Below are 17,073 nucleotides of genomic sequence, written 5' to 3' on the forward strand. Positions count from 1 at the left end.
CGGCTACTCTGCGGAATCGGTTGGGACAGCGGGCAATTCACCCGCGGTCGCGACGGCGTCGACGGAAGTCTGGTCGAGCTCGAACAACTCGCGCAGCGCCTCGGCATAGCTATCGCCGCCGGGCGCGCTGGCCAGCTGCTTGATCCGCACGGTCGGTGCGTGCAGCAGCTTGTCGACCACTCGCCGCACGGTGCGGGCCACCTCGTCGCGGTGTGCGGCGTCGAGTCCTGGCAGCCGGTTGTCCAGGCGCAACAGCTCCGCCTCGACGACGTCGGCGGCCCGTTGGCGCAGCGCGGTCACCGTCGGAGTGACTTCGGCCATCCGCTGTCCGGCCAGGTAGGTGGCGACTTCGGTGGCGACGATGTGGCGGGCTGCCTCGGTGTCGGCGGACGCGGCACGAGCCGACGGTTCGCGCTGCACTCGGTCCATGTCGACGACCCAGACGCCCGGCAGCCCGGCGACCGCCGGGTCGACGTCGCGCGGCATACCCAGGTCGCAGATCACCAGCGGCTGGTCGGTTTCGTCGCGGCGGGTGGCGGCCAGCGCATGGTGCACGTCGGCCAGCGACACCACCGGACGCACCGCGCCGGTGCAGCTCACCACCACGTCGGCGTCGGCCAGCGCGGAGGGCAGCCGGTCGAGGCCAAGCGCTTCGGCTCCGGCGCCCGATTCGCGGATCCTGCGGGCCAACCGCTGCGCCCGGGGCAGCGACCGATTGACGACGTGGATGTCCCGCACGCCGGCCCGGATCAGGTGAGCCGCCGACAGCGCACCCATCGCGCCGGCGCCGACCACCACCGCGGTCTTGCCTTTCAGGCCGCCAAGCCTGGTGTCGGCCATGCCCAGCGCGACCGACACCACCGACGCGCCCGCGGCGTCGATCGCTGTATCGGTATGAACGCGTTTGCCGACCGCCAACGCGCGCTGAGCCAGCTCGTGCAGCACCCGGCCGACGGTGCGGTTGGCCTCGGCGGCGGCGTAGGCGCGGCGCACCTGGCCGAGGACCTGCTGCTCGCCGATGACGGCGGAGTCCAGGCCACTGGTCACGGCGAACAGGTGCTCGACGGCGGCCTCGCTGTAGCGCACGTAGGCGTATTTGGTCAGGTCGCCCAGCGACATCCCGGAATGCTCGGAGAGCACCTGCCCGATGACCGACAGACCGCCGTGGAAGGCGTCGACCACGGCGTAGACCTCGACCCGGTTGCAGGTGGACAGCACCATGGCCTCGGTGACCAGCGGCGACTGCATCATCTCCTCGATGATCTTGATCTGGTCGGATTCGTCGGTGCTCAGCTGTTCCAGAACGGAGACCGGGGCGCTGCGGTGCGACACCCCAAAGAGCAGGACGCTCACGGCTGCATCACCTGGCCTGCTCCCTTGCTATCACCAGTGATCGAACTGAGGTCCACGGTAGACGTTTTACAGGTGGGCCACCAAATTTGCGCGGTCGTCACCGGGGCCCCTCGAGATCTTTGCGGAGCCGGGGCTCGTCGACTTCCCAGTAGCTGTGCTCGCGGCCGTCGAGCAGGACCACAGGGAGCCGGTCTCCGAACTCGGCGCGCAGGCTGCTGTCGCCCGCCGCGGCGGCGGCGTCGACGTCGGTGGTCGACAAGTCGAAGTCGAGTTCGGCGGCCAGTTGCTTTAGCTGCGCATGCACCCCGTCGCAGATCGTGCAGCCGGCGCGGGTCAACAGCTGCACCTGTGAACGGCTCATCGCCCCAGTGTGGCAGGTGGTGTGTTTTGACGCCGGAGTGAATTGTGCCGCGTGCGTCTGGGCATTAGCTTTACCACTATGGCTGATCCCAGGGTTCTGCGGGCTGATCCCGAGGCGATGCACGGGGTTTCGCAGGCGTTGTCGGGTGCGGCAAAAGACTTGCATTCCAGGCTTATTGAGCTTGATAGCCAGGTCCGCGACATGGTGGCCGGCTGGCAGGGTGGAGCGGGCGGAGCCTATGGGCAGGCATGGGACCTGTGGCATCGCGGAGCCGGTGAGATCCACTTGGGGCTGTCGATTCTGGCGAAGGCGGTCGGTGTCGTCGGTGTTGACTTCCAGACTCAAGAGTCGGCGTCGACCCAACAGCTATGCGGGATTGACCGTGACTGAGCCGTTCAGCGTGGATCCGGAGGCGTTGGCGGATGCGCTGCAGCTGATGGGCGAGTTCGTGCAGCATACGGAAAGCGTGGTCGGTGAAATCAACTCGCTGGTGGCTAATCTCCACCAGACGTGGTCAGGCGAGGCGGCTGCCGCTCACGCTGAGGCACACCGGCATTGGTCGCATGGTGAGAAGACGATGCGAGAAGCGTTGGGGCAGTTGAAAACTGCCGGAACCACGGCGCATCACAACTACACCGGCGCGATGGCAGCAAATCTGGCCATGTGGCCCTGAGCTAATGGCTCCGCTTACCGTCGATCCGGCGGCGCTGGACGGCGCTGGTGCTCAGGTAATTTCGGTTGGCGAGAATCTTGGGTCCGTCGTCTCGACATTGACCTCGGCGCTTGGCGGATGCAACGGGATGGCCGGTAACGATCCCGCCGGTGCGGCATTTGGGCGCAGCTACAACACTTCGGCATCCAAACTGCTCGAGGCAATGGCTACCACCCGTAATGGATTGTGCGGGCTGGGTTATGGCGTGCGCATGTCGGCGCACAACTATTCGGTCGCCGACGCGAATTCAAATGTGTCGGGGCACGGCGAAGCCCTTCCCGCCCCGCATCAAACCGCTGCTGTGCGGCCGGGTGCGACGCCGTCGGCCGTCGGGGAAGGTACCAGTGCGCCAGCGGGCTGGGGATGGGTGGCTCCCTTCATCGGAATGATTTGGCCCAACGGCGATTCGGCGAAATTGCGGGGTGCAGCGGCGGCTTGGATTAGCGCCGGCACCAACTTTGAGGTCAGCGAAATCACGGGTGCCCTCGGACCGATGGGCATTATCGGCGCCCAACAGATACCCGAAGGTTCGGCGATGGCCGCAGCGTTCAGTGAAGCTGGCCGCAGCGCGGGAACGATCTTGCAACAGTGCGTGTCCATCGCGACTCAGCTGACTGCCTATGCGGCCAAGATCGATGCGGTTCACGCGGCGATCCTGGATTTGTTGTCGCGTATATGCGACCCGACGACTGGGCTCAAAGAGGTCTGGGAGTTTCTAACCGATCAAGACGAAGACGAGATCAGGAAAATCGCCAACGATATTCGCACGATCGTCAACAACTTCACCGCGGAAGTCGATGCGCTGCGCCAACAAATCGCCACCGCAGTCACCGAAGCGGAGACGATTCTCACCACCATGGGTCGCTACGCCGAGAAGGAGTGGGATCAGTTCCTGCACGGCACCCCAGTCGGTCGGGCCATCAACCAGGTGGGCCAGTTCGGCAAGGGCCTGGCCGAAGAGGCGGGCGGTCTGATCAAGGATGGCTGGACCTACGGGGCGATACGACCTTTCGTCGATCCAAAAGGCTGGTACGACTCCTGGTCGCAGATGATCGACGGGATGGCTCCGCTCGTCGGTCTCGGCGGCGACCACGCGCCCGGTGTCGCAGACGCGTGGAAAACCCTGGGTAAGAATGCCGTCCATTGGGACGAGTGGTCAACCAACCCTGCCGAGGCCGCCGGCAAGAGCACCTTTGACATTGCTTCGCTGTTTGTTCCTGGTGGCGGTGAAGCAGCGGCGGCCGCCAAGGGCGCTCACGTTGCCGCTGACGCAGCGGAAGCTGCAGCGAAGGCGGCCCCCAGGGAAGCCGAGGCGATGCGGGGGCTCGGTGATGTGGCGAAATCCGGTCCTGCTGCACCGGCACCGCACGTACCGCACGCGGAGCCCCCGCCCGCGCCTCACGACCCGGCACCGCACGATCTGGCGCCCCAAGGCCCGTCGCCGCATGGCCCAACCGAAGCCAAACCCGCACCAGCACCCCACGACACGCCACCGCACAGCCCAACCGAATCGAAGGCGCCGGCCGCCGACAGGCCCGGGCCGGGCGAGGGTCCCAAGCCGCCGGTTGAGCCAGCTGCACCAGGGCACGGCCCGCCGCCACCCCCACCGCCCCCACCCGGTGGAGGCCCACCGCCGCCACCGGGAGGAGGCCCCCCGCCGTCCGCCGAACCCCACCCGATGTCAGCAACTCCATCCGGCGACAGCCCGCCAGCGGCGGCCGAGCCACCCGCGCCATCACCGCCGCCCCCATCGGGCGAAGGTCCGCCGCCGGCCGCCGAGCCGCCGCACCCAGCGGCGACAACTCCACCCGGCGAGAGCCCGCCACCGGCGGGCGAACCACCCCAACCAGCCGCGACAACCCCACCCAGCGGAGAGCCCACGCCGCCAGGTGTGCCACACGAACCAGTGGCGTCAACGCCATCAGGAGAAGGCCACGTCCCAGCAGCTGAGGATCCTCACCCGACGGCGACAGTTCCGTCCGGGGTGGACCACACGCCAGTGGACGCGGTACCCCAACCCGCAGCGGCAGTTCCATCCGGGTTGGGCCACCTACCGCTTGGGGGCGAACCTGTGGCGGCGTCTGCCCCTCCGACACTCGCGCCAGGGTTAGCCGGTGCACGTTCGGCTGAACTCGCGCCTAAAGCCGCTTACGCACCACAGCCCAGACCCGCGGAGGCTGGACGCGCTAGCCATTGGCCAGGTGCACAGCACTCGTCGGAGCGGCCGTTGACCCACAGCCCCGAGCCCGGCGGTGGGCGTCCGGCCGAACCACCACCACCTCCACGGGCACACGGTGGCGCACCGGGCGATCACCCACCCGAACCACCCCCACATCAAGGCTCGCATCACGGACCGGGGGACGGCGGCGGACCGCACGAGACACACCCACCAGGCCACGACGTGCCTCAAGAAATTGCGACACCTAGTCGTCCAGAGTTCAATTTGACCAACCCGTTAGAGCACATGAGCCCAGAGTTGCGGGCACTCTCCGAACAACACTTCAATGGCAGCGGCAGAACCGTAATCGGACCATTTCGGCCGCCGGGCGGCGGACCGTCATACATCGAAATGGCGGACGCCCTCGACGCGAGCTACTTCGATATCGAGGACGCTTGGGAGGCGGCTACGCCGATCGAGAGAATCGCCGCCAACCAGCACGCACTTGACCTGGCAATCGCGAATCATGACACCATCACGCTGTCAGTGCCGTTTGGGAAGATAAGCCCAAATAGCTTCACGGGTGCAGAGATTCGGTATTTTGAGTCCCACGGATACAGACGGGTAGGCGATACCTTGGTTCCACCGACAGAAGGAAAACTGTAGTGAAGTCGCTCCTGGAGTTCTTCTTGAAATATTTTGACTTCCTTTATCTGAACCGCCATTACCACATTACCGATTCCACGACCACAGGCGCCCAGACAATCAACGCCTCGTTAACAGTGACAGGTCCCACAATCAGCTGGCAGATCACTAATGACAGAGGACAGATTCTGTTTAACTTAGCGCCAACTAAGCTGGCCGCTCCCCAAAACTGGTTCCGTGCATCGATAATTCGGCAGCACTTGGATGGCTTTGACGAAAGAAATCCAATTTCGCCCGTCGAGGCTGTAGCCTGGTTGCGTGACAACATATCCCGGATAGAAGACCTCTTCTCCGACTCATCAGCCGCACAAGCTTGTCAAGACCTTACCGCCCTCGAGAATGCAAATGCTGACAAATATTGGGGCCCCTCGAATGACAAGTAGCAGTCACAGGATTTTGGGTTGGCATTGCTGAATGGATTTGAACGCCCCGTCGGGGCTTATCAAGGCCTTCTTCGACGTCTACCAAGAACTCACCGTGATCGGGATTGTGCTACCGACCGGCTGGTTCGGCAAACCCTACGACAACTACTACTCACTCATTTCGATCGATATTGATTCCGAAGCCGGCAAACTCAGCCTCGATTTGACTAGGGATGTGCTTTCCTTCGAACCAATGAATGCAAAGCTCAACGAGAGCAGGCGAGAGCTCGTGGTCGGTGTTCAGTCGGGAGAGATGATGGCGATTGGCGGCACGCAGCGATTCGGCTCGGGCGAGGTCGTCTTCTGCGTACCGGAAGACCCGTATGGCAGCGCCGCCCTAGAGGCGAGCAGCCAACTCCGGTGACCTCCCCTGCGCCACCGGCCTTGCCGACCACCCCAACGCGCGACGGCCGGATACTGTTGAAGGGTGAGCGCTCCCGGCGGCTCGGACACCGTAGAACCCGGCCCCAATGCAGGACCCGACCCGGCTGAGCTGGAACTGGAGACGCTGGCGGCCAACGCCAGCGCCGACCGCGCGCTGGTGGACATCCAGACCGACGACACCCCCGGGCCAGAGCAGCCGCCGGTCGACCTGACCGCGGCGGCGTTCTTCGACGTGGACAACACGCTGGTGCAGGGCTCGTCGCTGATACATTTCGGCCGCGGCTTGGCCGCTCGCAAGTACTTCACATATCGCGACGTGCTCGGATTTGTCTACGCGCAAGCCAAGTTTCAGCTCATCGGACGGGAGAACAGCGACGACGTCGCCGCGGGCCGACGCAAGGCCCTGGCCTTCATCGAAGGCCGGCGCACCGAAGAGCTGGAGAGACTCGGCGAAGAGGTCTACGACGAGATCATCGCCGAGAAGATCTGGACCGGCACGCGCGATCTGGCGCAGATGCACCTCGATGCCGGCCAGCAGGTCTGGCTGGTCACCGCCACACCGTACGAACTCGCCATCACCATCGCCCGCCGGCTCGGCCTGACCGGCGCGCTGGGCACGGTCGCCGAATCGGTCGACGGCGTGTTCACCGGCCGGCTGGTCGGCGAGATTCTGCACGGCCCCGGCAAGGCGCACGCGGTGCGCTCGCTGGCCATCCGGGAGGGTCTCAACCTGAAGCGCTGCACCGCCTACTCCGACAGCTACAACGACGTGCCGCTGCTCTCCCTGGTCGGGACGGCCGTCGCCATCAACCCCGACAGCCATCTGCGTGACTTTGCCCGCAAACGGGGCTGGGAGATCCGTGACTTTCGGACGGCGCGTAAGGCCGCCCGGATCGGCGTGCCGTCGGCCTTGGCGCTGGGTGCAGCGGGCGGTGCACTGGCCGCGGTCGCGTCCCGACGCCAATCGCGCTGATAAGCTGCGCCGCTGAGCACCCCCTAAGAGTGGAGATCAACGCATGTCACTTCCCGAGGGCGCCGAAGGACTCATCGGAACGCACTACCGGTTCCCCGACTACTTCGACGTCGGACGCGAAAAGGTCCGCGAGCTCGCACAGGCCGTCAAGGACGACCATCCGTCGCACTATTCCGAGGCGTCGGCCGCCGAGGCCGGCTACGACAGCACTGTGGCATCGCTCACCTTTCTTGCGGTCGCCGGACGGCGTGTTCAGCTGGACGTCTTCACCAAGTTCGACATCCCGATCAACCTTGCGCGGGTGCTGCACCGGGACCAGAAATTCGTCTTTCACCGGCCGATCATGGCCGGTGACCGGCTGTATTTCGACACCTATCTGGACAACGTCATCGAATCCCACGGAACCGTAATCGCCGAGATCCGCAGCGAAGTCACAGACGCCGACGCCAATCCGGTGATCACCAGCATCGTCACCATGCTCGGCGAGTCGTCCAACCCTGATGCGGACGCAGCTGCGACGATTGCAGCAATTGCTTCTATCCGCAGCGGCGCATAGTGTCGGCCGGGACCTGTTAGGGGGAGAGCAGAAACCGATGAGCACGAATCTCACGCCGCACTTCGACGACGTCCAGTTGCACTACGACCTTTCCGACGACTTCTACCGGCTCTTCCTGGACCCCAGCCAGACCTACAGCTGCGCGTACTTCGAACGCGACGACATGACGCTGGAAGAGGCCCAGCTGGCCAAGATCGACCTGTCGCTGGGCAAGCTGGGCCTGCAGCCCGGGATGACGCTGCTCGACGTCGGCTGCGGCTGGGGCGCCACGTTGCGGCGTGCCATCGAGCGCTACGACGTCAACGCGATCGGCCTGACGTTGAGCAAGAACCAGGCCACACATGCGCAGAAATCGCTCGACGAGCTGGACACCCCACGTTCCAGGCAGGTCCTGCTGGAAGGCTGGGAGCAATTCCACGAACCGGTGGACCGAATCGTCTCCATCGGCGCATTCGAGCACTTCGGCTTCGACCGCTACGACGACTTCTTCAAGATGGCTTTCACCGCGCTGCCGGCCGGCGGCACGATGCTGCTGCACACGATCGTGGTCCCCGCGGTCGAGGAAATCCAGCAGCGCGAGATCAAGATCACGATGACGCTGGCACGGTTCGTCAAATTCATGATGAACGAGATCTTTCCCGGCGGCCGACTGCCCAACGTGGCGCTTGTCGAAAAGCACGCGGACAAGGCCGGCTTCGAGGTGGCCCGTGTGCAGTCGCTGCGGCTGCACTACGCACGCACCCTGGAGATCTGGGCGGCGGCGCTGGAGGCGCGCAAGGACGAGGCCATCGCGATCCAGTCGGAAGAGGTCTACGAGCGCTACATGAGGTACCTGACCGGCTGCGCCGACCTGTTCAGCAAGGGCAACACCGACGTCTGCCAGTTCACGTTGGTCAAACCGGCGGCGTAGGCGGGCTCAGCCGAAGAACATGTTGCGGCGGCCGGCCAGCAGCTGGTAGAGCGTCTGCTGAATGGTCTCGCGCACCTGATCGGTCAGTTCGAAGGTGACCATCGGATCTTCGGCGTCAGCGGCCGCGTAATGCTCGGTGGAGATTGGCTCGCCGAAGGCGATGTGCCACTTCGATGGCAGCGGCACCAGCCCGGCGGGACCGGCCAGCGGGAATAGCGGCGTGATCGGGAAGTAGGGCAGACCGAATAGGCGCGCCAGCAGCCTGACGTCGGCCAGCATCGGGTAGATCTCCTCGGAGCCCACGATCGAGCACGGCACGATGGGCGCCTTGGTGTGCAGCGCCGCCGCCACGAAGCCGCCGCGGCCGAACCGCTGTAGCTTGTAGCGGTCCTTGAAGCGCTTGCCCAGCCCTTTGTATCCCTCGGGGAACACCGCGGTCAGTTCCCCGGAAGCCAGCAGCCGGTGGGCGTCGGCGGTGCACGCCATGGTGTGACCCGCCTTGCGGGCAGCCTCACCGACCATCGGCAGGTCGAACACCATTTCGGCGGCCAGCAGCCGCAGATCGCGATGGGCCGGATGCTTGTCGTGAACAGCTACCGAGGCCATCAGCCCGTCGAACGGCAGCACGCCGGCGTGGTTGGCCACCACCAACGCCGCGCCGGTCTCGGGCAGATTCTCGACTCCGCTGACCTCGACCCGGAACCACGACCGGAAGAAGAACCTGAGCAGCGGCCGCACGATCGCGTCGTTGAAGTGCGGATCGAACCCGAACTCGTCAACGCTGTAATCGCCGGTCAGGCGTTGCCGCAGAAACTCGGCGACGGCACTGACCTTGTGCGTCAGCTCGTTGGCGGGCTCGTGGGTGTCGGATTTGCCGCCGGCAGCGCGACGGTGCTGGTCGATCTCGCGGACCACGGCGGCGATCTGATCGGCCGAAGCGCGCGAGCCGGGTTCGGAAAGCAGCGAGGGATGTTGACGAGAAGTTTGGGTACGTTGGTCGGCGCGCCGCTGCGCCGCTGCACGGCTCGAATTCGAGTGCAACGGAATAACTTTCGCCTTCGAATCGCCCGCCATTAAAAGACCCTGCCCCCACCCCTTAGTTGATTTTGGTTCGGCCACCAAGGCGCTGCGCTGCTGCCACGGCCCGACCTTCGATCGAGCGTACCCACTCTGGATCGATAATGGGAGTTAAACCTCGGCCGCGAACATAATCGTCAAAAGCCTCCGCAGTCGACCACTTGGGATGGTATCCGAGCTCCTGTCGCATCCTGGTCGTGTCCATTACCCGGCCGTAACTCAGGTAGTCCAATTGCTCACGGTTGATCTCGGTGTAGTGGTTGGCTCGTCGTATTGAGTCCAGCGCCCACAGCCCGAATCCGGGCACCGGCAACGGGACTCGCCCGGCGCGGCGGATCGCCTGCGACAGCATGATGACCCCGTTGGCGCCGATGTTGAAGGTGCCCGCCTTGCCGGCCATCACGGCGCGCTCCAGGGCGCCCAGCGCGTCCTGCTCGTGCAGCAACTGCAGCCGTGCGTCGCGGCCGAGCACCGTCGGGACCAGCGGCCCGGCCAGGTATCGCGACAGCGTGGTCTCCATCGCCGGACCAATCATGTTGGCCAGCCGCAGAATCGTCACCGCGATATCGGGCCGACGCCGGCCCAGCCCGCGGGTGTAACCCTCGATGTCCAGGCTGTCTTTCGGAAACCCTTCGCGGAACGGACGACGGCTGCTGCTGTCCTCGGTGAACATCACCGGATCGTGCGGACTGGACCCGTAGACCTCTGACGTCGACTTGAGCACCACTCGACGCACCGACGGCGCCTTCTGGCAGGCCGCAAACAGCTGCATCGCGCCCAGCACGTTGATTTCTTTCAACGCTGCGCCGCCACCGGAGCGCGGCGCAAACGACGCCGCCGCGGCGTGCACCACGGTGTCGACGTCGCCATTTCGAATCACCTTGGCGACAAACGGGTTGCGGATATCGGCGCGGACGAACTCGGCACGGCCCATCCGGCGAAGCATGTCCTTGCTGGGCGCGATCGCGTCAACCGCGATGACCCGGTTGATCAGCGGGTTCTGCGCCAGGCGTGCGGTCAAGTAACCACCCAAGAACCGGCAAGCACCGGTGACCAATACGACCTTCGGGTAATGCACGGAATCACTCGCACTACCGTCAGTGCCACTTGTCCGGGTGCCCGTTCCGGTGTCTGGTTCACCGCCCGACAAATCCACGTTGCTAGCCTAGCGACCTCTCAGCTGCCGAGGCGTCTCCTGCGACCTGCGGCAACCGTTGGCGGAAGTTACTTTCCGAGTTTTCTGCGCTGCACCCGGGTACGGCGAAGCAGCTTGCGATGCTTCTTCTTCGACATCCGTTTGCGCCGCTTCTTGATTACTGAACCCATAACTCCGCTATCTGTGTGACGGCACGAGTCCGCCATGGTCGACCATGTGCAACAACCCGCACACTCTACCCGGGTGGGCGCGTCGAACACCAAAACCACCGATCACTCGCGCAGCATCCGATGACCGCGAGACTTAAGCCACTGCGACGCCTATCGGCGTGTCCGCGAGGGTTAAGTGTCGCGGTCCAACTGCCGGCGTTAGCCAGCGTCGAAGTAGGAGCTCTCCAGCATGTCGTGCACGGCCTTCGCGTGCACCCGGAAGGATCGCCCCACTCGGACTGCCGGCAGCTCACCGTTGTGAACCAGCCGGTAGACCGTCATCTTGCTGACCCGCATCAGCGCTGCCACTTCGGCCACAGTCAGGAATTGCGTCCGGGGCGGCTGGCCGTCTACGGAACCTGTATCACGTCCCGATTTACCGCCAGCCGAATCCCGTGCCGATGGCCCGTTCATAGACGTCATCGCAACCCAATCAGTCAGGCATCTGCAGTCCCAGCGGCTTCCCCTCCGCTGGCACCCACAGGTGCATACCAAGAGGAGAATAGCGGGACTAGTGGGGTTACTGCGACGGGTGAGAGCAAATAAATAAAATTCTATAAATTACTCTGATGTAATTCTTAGCTGCTCAGAGCGTGTTTTTGCGGCCCGCACGGCCTCGTCGACGGCCGCCCGCAAACCGCGGCCTTCCAGTTCCCGCAGCGCAGCCGCGGTAGTACCGCCGGGCGAGGTAACAATCGCGCGCAGCCGCGCGGCGGTGGTGTCCAGGGATAGGTCCGAGGCCTTCTCACCGGGTGCTCCGCGGTCCTGCTCCATTCGGTCCAGCAACATCGCCGCCGACCCGGCCATCGTCTGGGCGACCAACTCGGTGGCCACCGAGCGGCTCAACCCGACTCCGAGGGCGGCGTCCACCAACGCCTCGACCATCAGGAAGAAATACGCCGGACCGGAACCGGATACCGCCGTCACGGCGTCCAGGTGTTCCTCGGGCACCGTCAGCACGGCACCCACCGAGTCGAACAGCGCAGCGACCTCTTTGAGCTGCTCATTGGTCGCGAACCGGCCCTTGGCCATGGCGCTGATCCCGGCGCCGACCAATGCCGGCGCGTTCGGCATCACCCGGACCACCGGCGTCCCGGCCGTCAGTTTGGACTCCAGGTAGGCCGTGGTGACCCCCGCCGCGACGGTGATCAGCACCTGCTCGGGGACGTCGTCGCTGGATTCGGCGGCCAGCGCGGTGATCTCGGCGACCACCGAAGCGACGTCGGAGGGTTTCACCGCGATGATGACAAACGTCGCGTTCTCAACCGCATCATGCACTGAGGTCACCAGCACCGAATACGTCTCCGCGAGGTATCGCGCGCGATCGGGCATCTTCTCGGCCACCACCAGGTCCTTGACTTGGCGGCCGGCGCGCAGCAAGCCCGACAGCAGGGCCTCGCCCATGCTGCCCCCGCCGACGATCGCGATTCTCGCCATGTCGCACAGCATGGCAGACGACTAAGGGTTTCGCGGGTACCGGGCGATCGCAAGCGCGGCGAAGCCGGGCGCAGCGGGTCGCCCGCGATACTCAGGCCTGCGCCGCGGGGACCATCGCCAGCTGGCGGGCCTGCACCACAATGCGGCCCTCGCAATCGACGACGGTGTGGTCCTCGTCGAACCAGTCTTGCCCGATCTGCATGCAGGTGCACACCACCCGCAACCAGCCGTCCGCCGGCACTGCCCGCAGGTACGCGGTCAGCTGCACCGTCGGCGCCCAGCCAGTGCGGTTCACCGCGAAAGTCACCGGCGCCGAAACATCTCCGCACATCAGCGCGAACAGCACGTCGGGCGCCAGGCCGCGCGGCCGCACCCACAGCTGGATCACCGGTGGCCGGCCGTCGGTGGGGCACAGCGTGGTGATCAGGGGCCGCACATCGCAGCCCTCGGCCAGGTTGACCAGCCCGGCCAGCGGGTGGCCGGGACCGATCGGCGCGACATAGCCGGGCGGCTCGGGGTCCATCAGGCCCACCACCGGATTGGCCGACAGCAGCGGCGGTGCCAGGTGCTCGGGCTCGCCGAGTGTGATCACGGCGTGCACGGCGGCGCGGTCACCCTGAATGAGCTCCACATCGACGACGCTGATCCGGCGTCCGCGCTTGCGGATCGACGTCACGAGCTGCATCGGGCCGGGGTCGGGCGCCGACAGGAAACTGCCGGACACCGCGACAGGCTCGACGCGCCCACCGTGGGCGCTGCGGGCGGCGTTGGCGCACAACGCCAGCATCGCCCCGCCGTGCACCTTGGGCCCGATGGTCCAGTGCTTGTTCAACTCACCGGCAAAGACGCCGGGGTCGACCTCGCGCAGCGCCATCGCAGAGCTGAATAACGCGGTCATGAACTCCTGCGGTTTCCTTCGGGTTCCTTTGGGCGCTCAGCGCAGCAGGTACGTGCGGGCGAATTGCAGCGACTCGGCCAACACGGCCTCACGCTCGTGGGTCGAACCCGCTCCGGACGTCGACACCTCGAGGATGACATGGCCGGCGAAGTCGCTACCCGCCAACATCTCACACACCTCGACCACCGGCTGGGTGCCCCGGCCCGGCGCCAGATGCTCGTCGGCCGGCAGTCCGCTGCCGTCGCACAGGTGCAAGTGCACCAGACCCGAGCCCATCCGGCGCGCCATGTCCAGCGCGTCGGTACCCGCCGTTGCGGTGTGCGACAGATCCAGCGTGTAGTGCGCGTGGTTGCCGTCCAGGGGGTCGTAGGACGGCGCGAACGCCGAGATCCCCGGCCCGGGGCCGCCGCCGCGTTTGCGCATCCGTTCCTTCAACTGCTCGGCCCGAAAGAACCGGTCCGCCCGGAACGGGAACATGTTCTCCACGGCCACCAGCACGTCGCTGGTTGCCTCCAAGTTGGCGACCTGCTCGGTAAACCCCTCGACGTAGCGCCGTTGCCAGCGAAACGGCGGATGCACGACGACGGTTTGCGCGCCGAGCTGTTCGGCGGCCCGCACGCTGCGTTCAAGCTTGGGAATCGGGTTGGCGCCCCACACCCGCTGCGAGATCAGCAGACACGGCGCGTGCACGGACAGCACCGGCATCCGGTAGCGCTGCGACAGTTTCTCCACGGCGTCGATGTCCTGGCTGATTGACTCGCCCCACACCATCAGCTCGACGCCGTCGTAGCCGAGATTGGCCGCATACTCGAAAGCGGCCTCGGTCCTCATCGGATAGACCGAGGCCGTCGACAGACCGACCTTGATTGCTGGGCGCACGCGAGTTCTGCTGCGCGCCTAGCCGGATTGCAACAGCGCTAACGGCCCCAGCGTGACCAGCGCCCCCACAGCCACTGCGATCAACGTGCTGGCGATGTCCTCGGTTTTGCGCACCACCCGGACGCCGACCACCAGACCGAGAATGACGAGCACCGAAAGTACCAGCGCCACAATGTTGTTCCACCGCCACAGCTGGTCGAACGCGATGAACAGCCCGGCGCCGAATCCAACGGCCAGAATCGACTGCAGGACAACCATTCCGCCGGCCCGCATGGTCTCGCTGCGGGACCACGTGGCGGAATCCGCGCCGTGAAGATCGGCGATGTCGTCCTCGGGGTAGTCCTCCTCCTCGGCGATGTCGCGGTAGTCCGCGCCAGGATGCGGTTCGAAGTCCTCAGCGGCGTCCTTGCCTCGTGAGCGACCGGCAGCGGAACGCAGGTACGAGCGCACGTAGGCGGAGTCTTCGTTGGCGAGTTCGGCGTCCCGCACCTCGGTGTCCATCACGTCCACCGACATCCCCGCGTAGTCCTCCACCGGGTCCGGGTTCATCCCCTCGGCGCCGGATCGATCCACCGACTGGTCTTCGCCGCCGGAACGGCCGCCGTTGGCGCCGACGGTGTTGCGCGACGGCAGCGGGTAGGGACTGCGCTCGGGACGCGAATCCCGCGACTCTGGCCGTGGTTCACGCGGACGAGGGGGCGGCGACTGCGGCCAACGCGGCTCGGCTTCGGACCAATAGCGCGACTTCTCGTCCGCCGCGTCGGAAACCAACTCGTCGAGCCGAGCAGACCCGTTGGCGCGCTGCGCATGCGGTTCGGGAGTCGACTCACCGGTCGCTTCGGGTTCGATGTCGTCATCGGTGATGGGTATTTCACCGGTCAATTCGGCGACAGTCACCGCATCGGAGTTGCCGCGACGTCGGCGACGGCGGTTAGGAACCGGGGCGCCGATCGTGCCATTCTTGGCCAACAACTCGGCAACCGAGATGGGTCTGGTATTCGCGCTGTCGTGTGATTCGGTCATCGTGTGTTGCCTCTCGATCGGTCAACCGCATTCCGATCAACTCGCTGGCTACCAGCATCCCGCACAGAAGTCTCGACGAGGGCGGTTCCGTCAGCTTCGCTATCGAGTTTGCGCAAAATGAGACCTTCTCGAAGCGCCCACGGACAAATATCTACCGTTTCTATCGACAGCGCTCGCATACTCGCCTCTGCGACCAAAGCTCCCGCCACAATTTGCGGCGCTCGCTCGGCGCTAACTCCTTCCAATTCCGCACGGTCAGCGGTCGTCATCCTAGAGATGAAAGATATGAGTTGTCTGAGGCCGTTGGCGGTGAGTGTCCTCTTCACGCGCGGTCCCGCGGCCGACGGCGCCGCACCGGTCAGCCGGGCCAGCGAACGGAACGTCTTCGACGTCGCCACCGCAAGGTCGGGGGTGCCGGCATCGAGCATTTTGGCGCTGGCGTCAGCCAGTTCGGAGTCCAGCCAGTCACGCAGCATCGCCACCCGGCGCCGGCCGGGGGGATCATCGTTGAGCCATTCGCGGGTGAGCCGCCCGGCACCCAGCGGCAGCGACAACGCGACCTCGGGTTCCTCGTCGACGCCGATGGACAACTCCAGCGAGCCGCCGCCGATGTCGAGGTTGATGATCCGGCCCGCACTCCAGCCATACCAGCGACGCACCGCCAGAAACGTCAGCCGCGACTCGTCGACACCCCGCAGCACTTGCAGTTGGACCCCGGTCTCTTTGCGGACCCGGGCCAGCACGTCCTCGGAATTCTTGGCGTCGCGGACCGCCGAAGTGGCGAACGCCATCAATTCGGCGCAGCCCGAGCTGTCCGCGATTTTTTCGAACTCGTCGATCGTCTCGATCAGCTTGTCGGCGCCGCGCCGGGTGATTTTGCCGGAACTGTCGATCGACTCGGCCAACCGCAGGGTGGCCTTGGTCGAACTCATCGGCGTTGGATGTCCGCCGCGGCGGGCGTCCACCACTAGCAGATTGACCGTGTTGCTGCCGACGTCCAGCACTCCTAATCGCACGAAACACAACCTTACGGCTGAGGCGCTGCAGCGCTGGATTCGACTACCGTGAAAACCGTGGCAGATTCGCAGCCCCATCACCCCGGTGAAGTCGAATTGGACTTCGCGCGCGAATGGGTGGAGTTCTACGACCCGGACAATGCCGAGCATCTGATCGCCGCCGACCTGACCTGGCTGCTCTCCCGCTGGACCTGCGTGTTCGGCACTCCAGCCTGCCAGGGCACCGTCGAGGGGCGTCCTGACGACGGATGTTGCTCGCACGGGGCGTTTTTGTCCGACAAGGACGACCGGGCCCGGCTGGACGACGCTGTGTCCAAGCTCACCGATGAGGATTGGCAGTTTCGCGAAAAGGGCTTGAGCCGCAAGGGCTATCTCGAACTCGACGAGCATGAGGGCGAAGAGCAGTTCCGCACCCGCAAGCACAAGGGCGCGTGCATCTTCTTGAACCGGCCGGGGTTTCACGGCGGCGCGGGCTGTGCGCTGCACAGCAAAGCGCTGCGCCTCGGCGTGGCACCGCTGACGATGAAACCCGACGTCTGCTGGCAATTGCCGATCCGCCGCAGCCAGGAATGGGTGACCCGCCCGGACGGCACGGAAATCCTGAAGACCACCGTCACCGAGTACGACCGCCGCGGCTGGGGTGCCGGCGGCGCCGACCTGCACTGGTACTGCACCGGCGATCCGGCCGCCCATGTCGGGGCCGAGCAGGTATGGGTGAGCCTGGGGGCCGAACTCACCGAACTGCTCGGCGAGAAGGCCTACGCGGAGCTGGCGGCAATGTGCAAGCGGCGCAGCGCATTAGGGCTCATCGCCGTCCACCCCGCAACGCGAGCCGCTGAATAGC

General features: G+C 65.4%; 20 protein-coding genes. 9 read left to right on the forward strand and 11 right to left on the reverse strand.

Annotated features, from left to right (window positions below; translation table 11 throughout):
* Positions 1 to 3 precede the first annotated feature (3 nt).
* A complete protein-coding gene (locus tag VKI00_RS12155) occupies positions 4 to 1,353 on the reverse strand; it encodes a glutamyl-tRNA reductase (RefSeq protein ID WP_324437704.1) in 1,350 nt (449 codons plus the stop codon).
* A gap of 97 nt (positions 1,354 to 1,450) precedes the next feature.
* The gene (locus VKI00_RS12160) at positions 1,451 to 1,714 is read right to left on the reverse strand and encodes a glutaredoxin family protein (protein ID WP_324437705.1); all 264 of its coding nucleotides are present in this window, start codon (positions 1,712 to 1,714) and stop codon (positions 1,451 to 1,453) included.
* 78 nt (positions 1,715 to 1,792) lie between these two features.
* Here VKI00_RS12160 and VKI00_RS12165 point away from each other — a divergent pair, with 78 nt between their 5' ends.
* From VKI00_RS12165 to VKI00_RS12200, 8 genes are all read left to right on the forward strand, one after another.
* Positions 1,793 to 2,104 carry a WXG100 family type VII secretion target gene (locus VKI00_RS12165; RefSeq protein WP_324437706.1) on the forward strand — a complete coding sequence of 104 codons (312 nt, stop codon included), beginning with the start codon at positions 1,793 to 1,795 and terminating at the stop codon, positions 2,102 to 2,104.
* On the forward strand, positions 2,097 to 2,387 hold the full coding sequence (locus VKI00_RS12170) for a WXG100 family type VII secretion target (protein ID WP_324437707.1): 291 nt from the start codon (positions 2,097 to 2,099) through the stop codon (positions 2,385 to 2,387). The genes VKI00_RS12165 and VKI00_RS12170 overlap by 8 nt, the downstream gene beginning before the upstream one ends.
* Positions 2,388 to 2,391: 4 nt before the next feature.
* A complete protein-coding gene (locus VKI00_RS12175) occupies positions 2,392 to 5,250 on the forward strand; it encodes an NAD(+)--arginine ADP-ribosyltransferase (protein ID WP_324437708.1) in 2,859 nt (952 codons plus the stop codon).
* On the forward strand, positions 5,250 to 5,672 hold the full coding sequence (locus VKI00_RS12180; RefSeq protein ID WP_324437709.1) for a hypothetical protein: 423 nt from the start codon (positions 5,250 to 5,252) through the stop codon (positions 5,670 to 5,672). Before VKI00_RS12175 ends, VKI00_RS12180 begins: the two co-directional genes overlap by 1 nt.
* 31 nt (positions 5,673 to 5,703) lie before the next feature.
* Positions 5,704 to 6,075 (forward strand): hypothetical protein, encoded by a 372-nt coding sequence (locus VKI00_RS12185; RefSeq protein WP_324437710.1) that lies wholly within the window; start codon positions 5,704 to 5,706, stop codon positions 6,073 to 6,075.
* Between the two features lie 129 nt (positions 6,076 to 6,204).
* Entirely contained in the window at positions 6,205 to 7,068 is an 864-nt protein-coding gene (locus VKI00_RS12190) for an HAD-IB family hydrolase (RefSeq protein WP_324437761.1), read from the forward strand.
* A gap of 43 nt (positions 7,069 to 7,111) precedes the next feature.
* On the forward strand, positions 7,112 to 7,624 hold the full coding sequence (locus VKI00_RS12195; RefSeq protein WP_324437711.1) for an FAS1-like dehydratase domain-containing protein: 513 nt from the start codon (positions 7,112 to 7,114) through the stop codon (positions 7,622 to 7,624).
* 37 nt (positions 7,625 to 7,661) lie between these two features.
* Positions 7,662 to 8,534 carry a cyclopropane mycolic acid synthase family methyltransferase gene (locus tag VKI00_RS12200; RefSeq protein ID WP_324437712.1) on the forward strand — a complete coding sequence of 291 codons (873 nt, stop codon included), beginning with the start codon at positions 7,662 to 7,664 and terminating at the stop codon, positions 8,532 to 8,534.
* Between the two features lie 6 nt (positions 8,535 to 8,540).
* On the opposite strand, the gene VKI00_RS12205 is transcribed toward VKI00_RS12200, so the two are convergent.
* The 9 genes from VKI00_RS12205 to VKI00_RS12245 all read right to left on the reverse strand — a co-directional run bounded on the left by VKI00_RS12205 (position 8,541) and on the right by VKI00_RS12245 (position 16,229).
* On the reverse strand, positions 8,541 to 9,608 hold the full coding sequence (locus VKI00_RS12205) for a lysophospholipid acyltransferase family protein (protein ID WP_324437713.1): 1,068 nt from the start codon (positions 9,606 to 9,608) through the stop codon (positions 8,541 to 8,543).
* Positions 9,609 to 9,630: 22 nt separating this feature from the next.
* On the reverse strand, positions 9,631 to 10,689 hold the full coding sequence (locus VKI00_RS12210) for an SDR family oxidoreductase (RefSeq protein WP_324437714.1): 1,059 nt from the start codon (positions 10,687 to 10,689) through the stop codon (positions 9,631 to 9,633).
* Positions 10,690 to 10,835: 146 nt separating this feature from the next.
* Positions 10,836 to 10,937 (reverse strand): 30S ribosomal protein bS22, encoded by a 102-nt coding sequence (locus VKI00_RS12215; protein WP_003402602.1) that lies wholly within the window; start codon positions 10,935 to 10,937, stop codon positions 10,836 to 10,838.
* Between the two features lie 198 nt (positions 10,938 to 11,135).
* Entirely contained in the window at positions 11,136 to 11,399 is a 264-nt protein-coding gene (locus tag VKI00_RS12220) for a helix-turn-helix domain-containing protein (RefSeq protein ID WP_324437715.1), read from the reverse strand.
* Between the two features lie 138 nt (positions 11,400 to 11,537).
* Entirely contained in the window at positions 11,538 to 12,413 is an 876-nt protein-coding gene (gene proC / locus VKI00_RS12225; RefSeq protein WP_324437716.1) for a pyrroline-5-carboxylate reductase, read from the reverse strand.
* 91 nt (positions 12,414 to 12,504) lie between these two features.
* Positions 12,505 to 13,311, reverse strand: coding sequence for a thioesterase family protein (locus VKI00_RS12230; protein WP_324437717.1), 807 nt, complete (start codon positions 13,309 to 13,311; stop codon positions 12,505 to 12,507).
* Positions 13,312 to 13,347: 36 nt separating this feature from the next.
* A complete protein-coding gene (locus VKI00_RS12235) occupies positions 13,348 to 14,190 on the reverse strand; it encodes a sugar phosphate isomerase/epimerase (RefSeq protein ID WP_324437718.1) in 843 nt (280 codons plus the stop codon).
* Between the two features lie 18 nt (positions 14,191 to 14,208).
* Positions 14,209 to 15,213, reverse strand: a complete 1,005-nt coding sequence (locus VKI00_RS12240) for a hypothetical protein (protein ID WP_324437719.1) — start codon at positions 15,211 to 15,213, stop codon at positions 14,209 to 14,211.
* Positions 15,210 to 16,229, reverse strand: coding sequence for a Ppx/GppA phosphatase family protein (locus VKI00_RS12245; protein WP_324437720.1), 1,020 nt, complete (start codon positions 16,227 to 16,229; stop codon positions 15,210 to 15,212). The genes VKI00_RS12240 and VKI00_RS12245 overlap by 4 nt, the downstream gene beginning before the upstream one ends.
* A 48-nt stretch (positions 16,230 to 16,277) precedes the next feature.
* On the opposite strand from VKI00_RS12245, the gene VKI00_RS12250 reads away from it, so the two are divergent.
* Positions 16,278 to 17,072 carry a hypothetical protein gene (locus VKI00_RS12250; protein WP_324437721.1) on the forward strand — a complete coding sequence of 265 codons (795 nt, stop codon included), beginning with the start codon at positions 16,278 to 16,280 and terminating at the stop codon, positions 17,070 to 17,072.
* Position 17,073 lies beyond the last annotated feature (1 nt).

Source organism: Mycobacterium sp. (assembly GCF_035314665.1).
Classification (GTDB): domain Bacteria; phylum Actinomycetota; class Actinomycetes; order Mycobacteriales; family Mycobacteriaceae; genus Mycobacterium.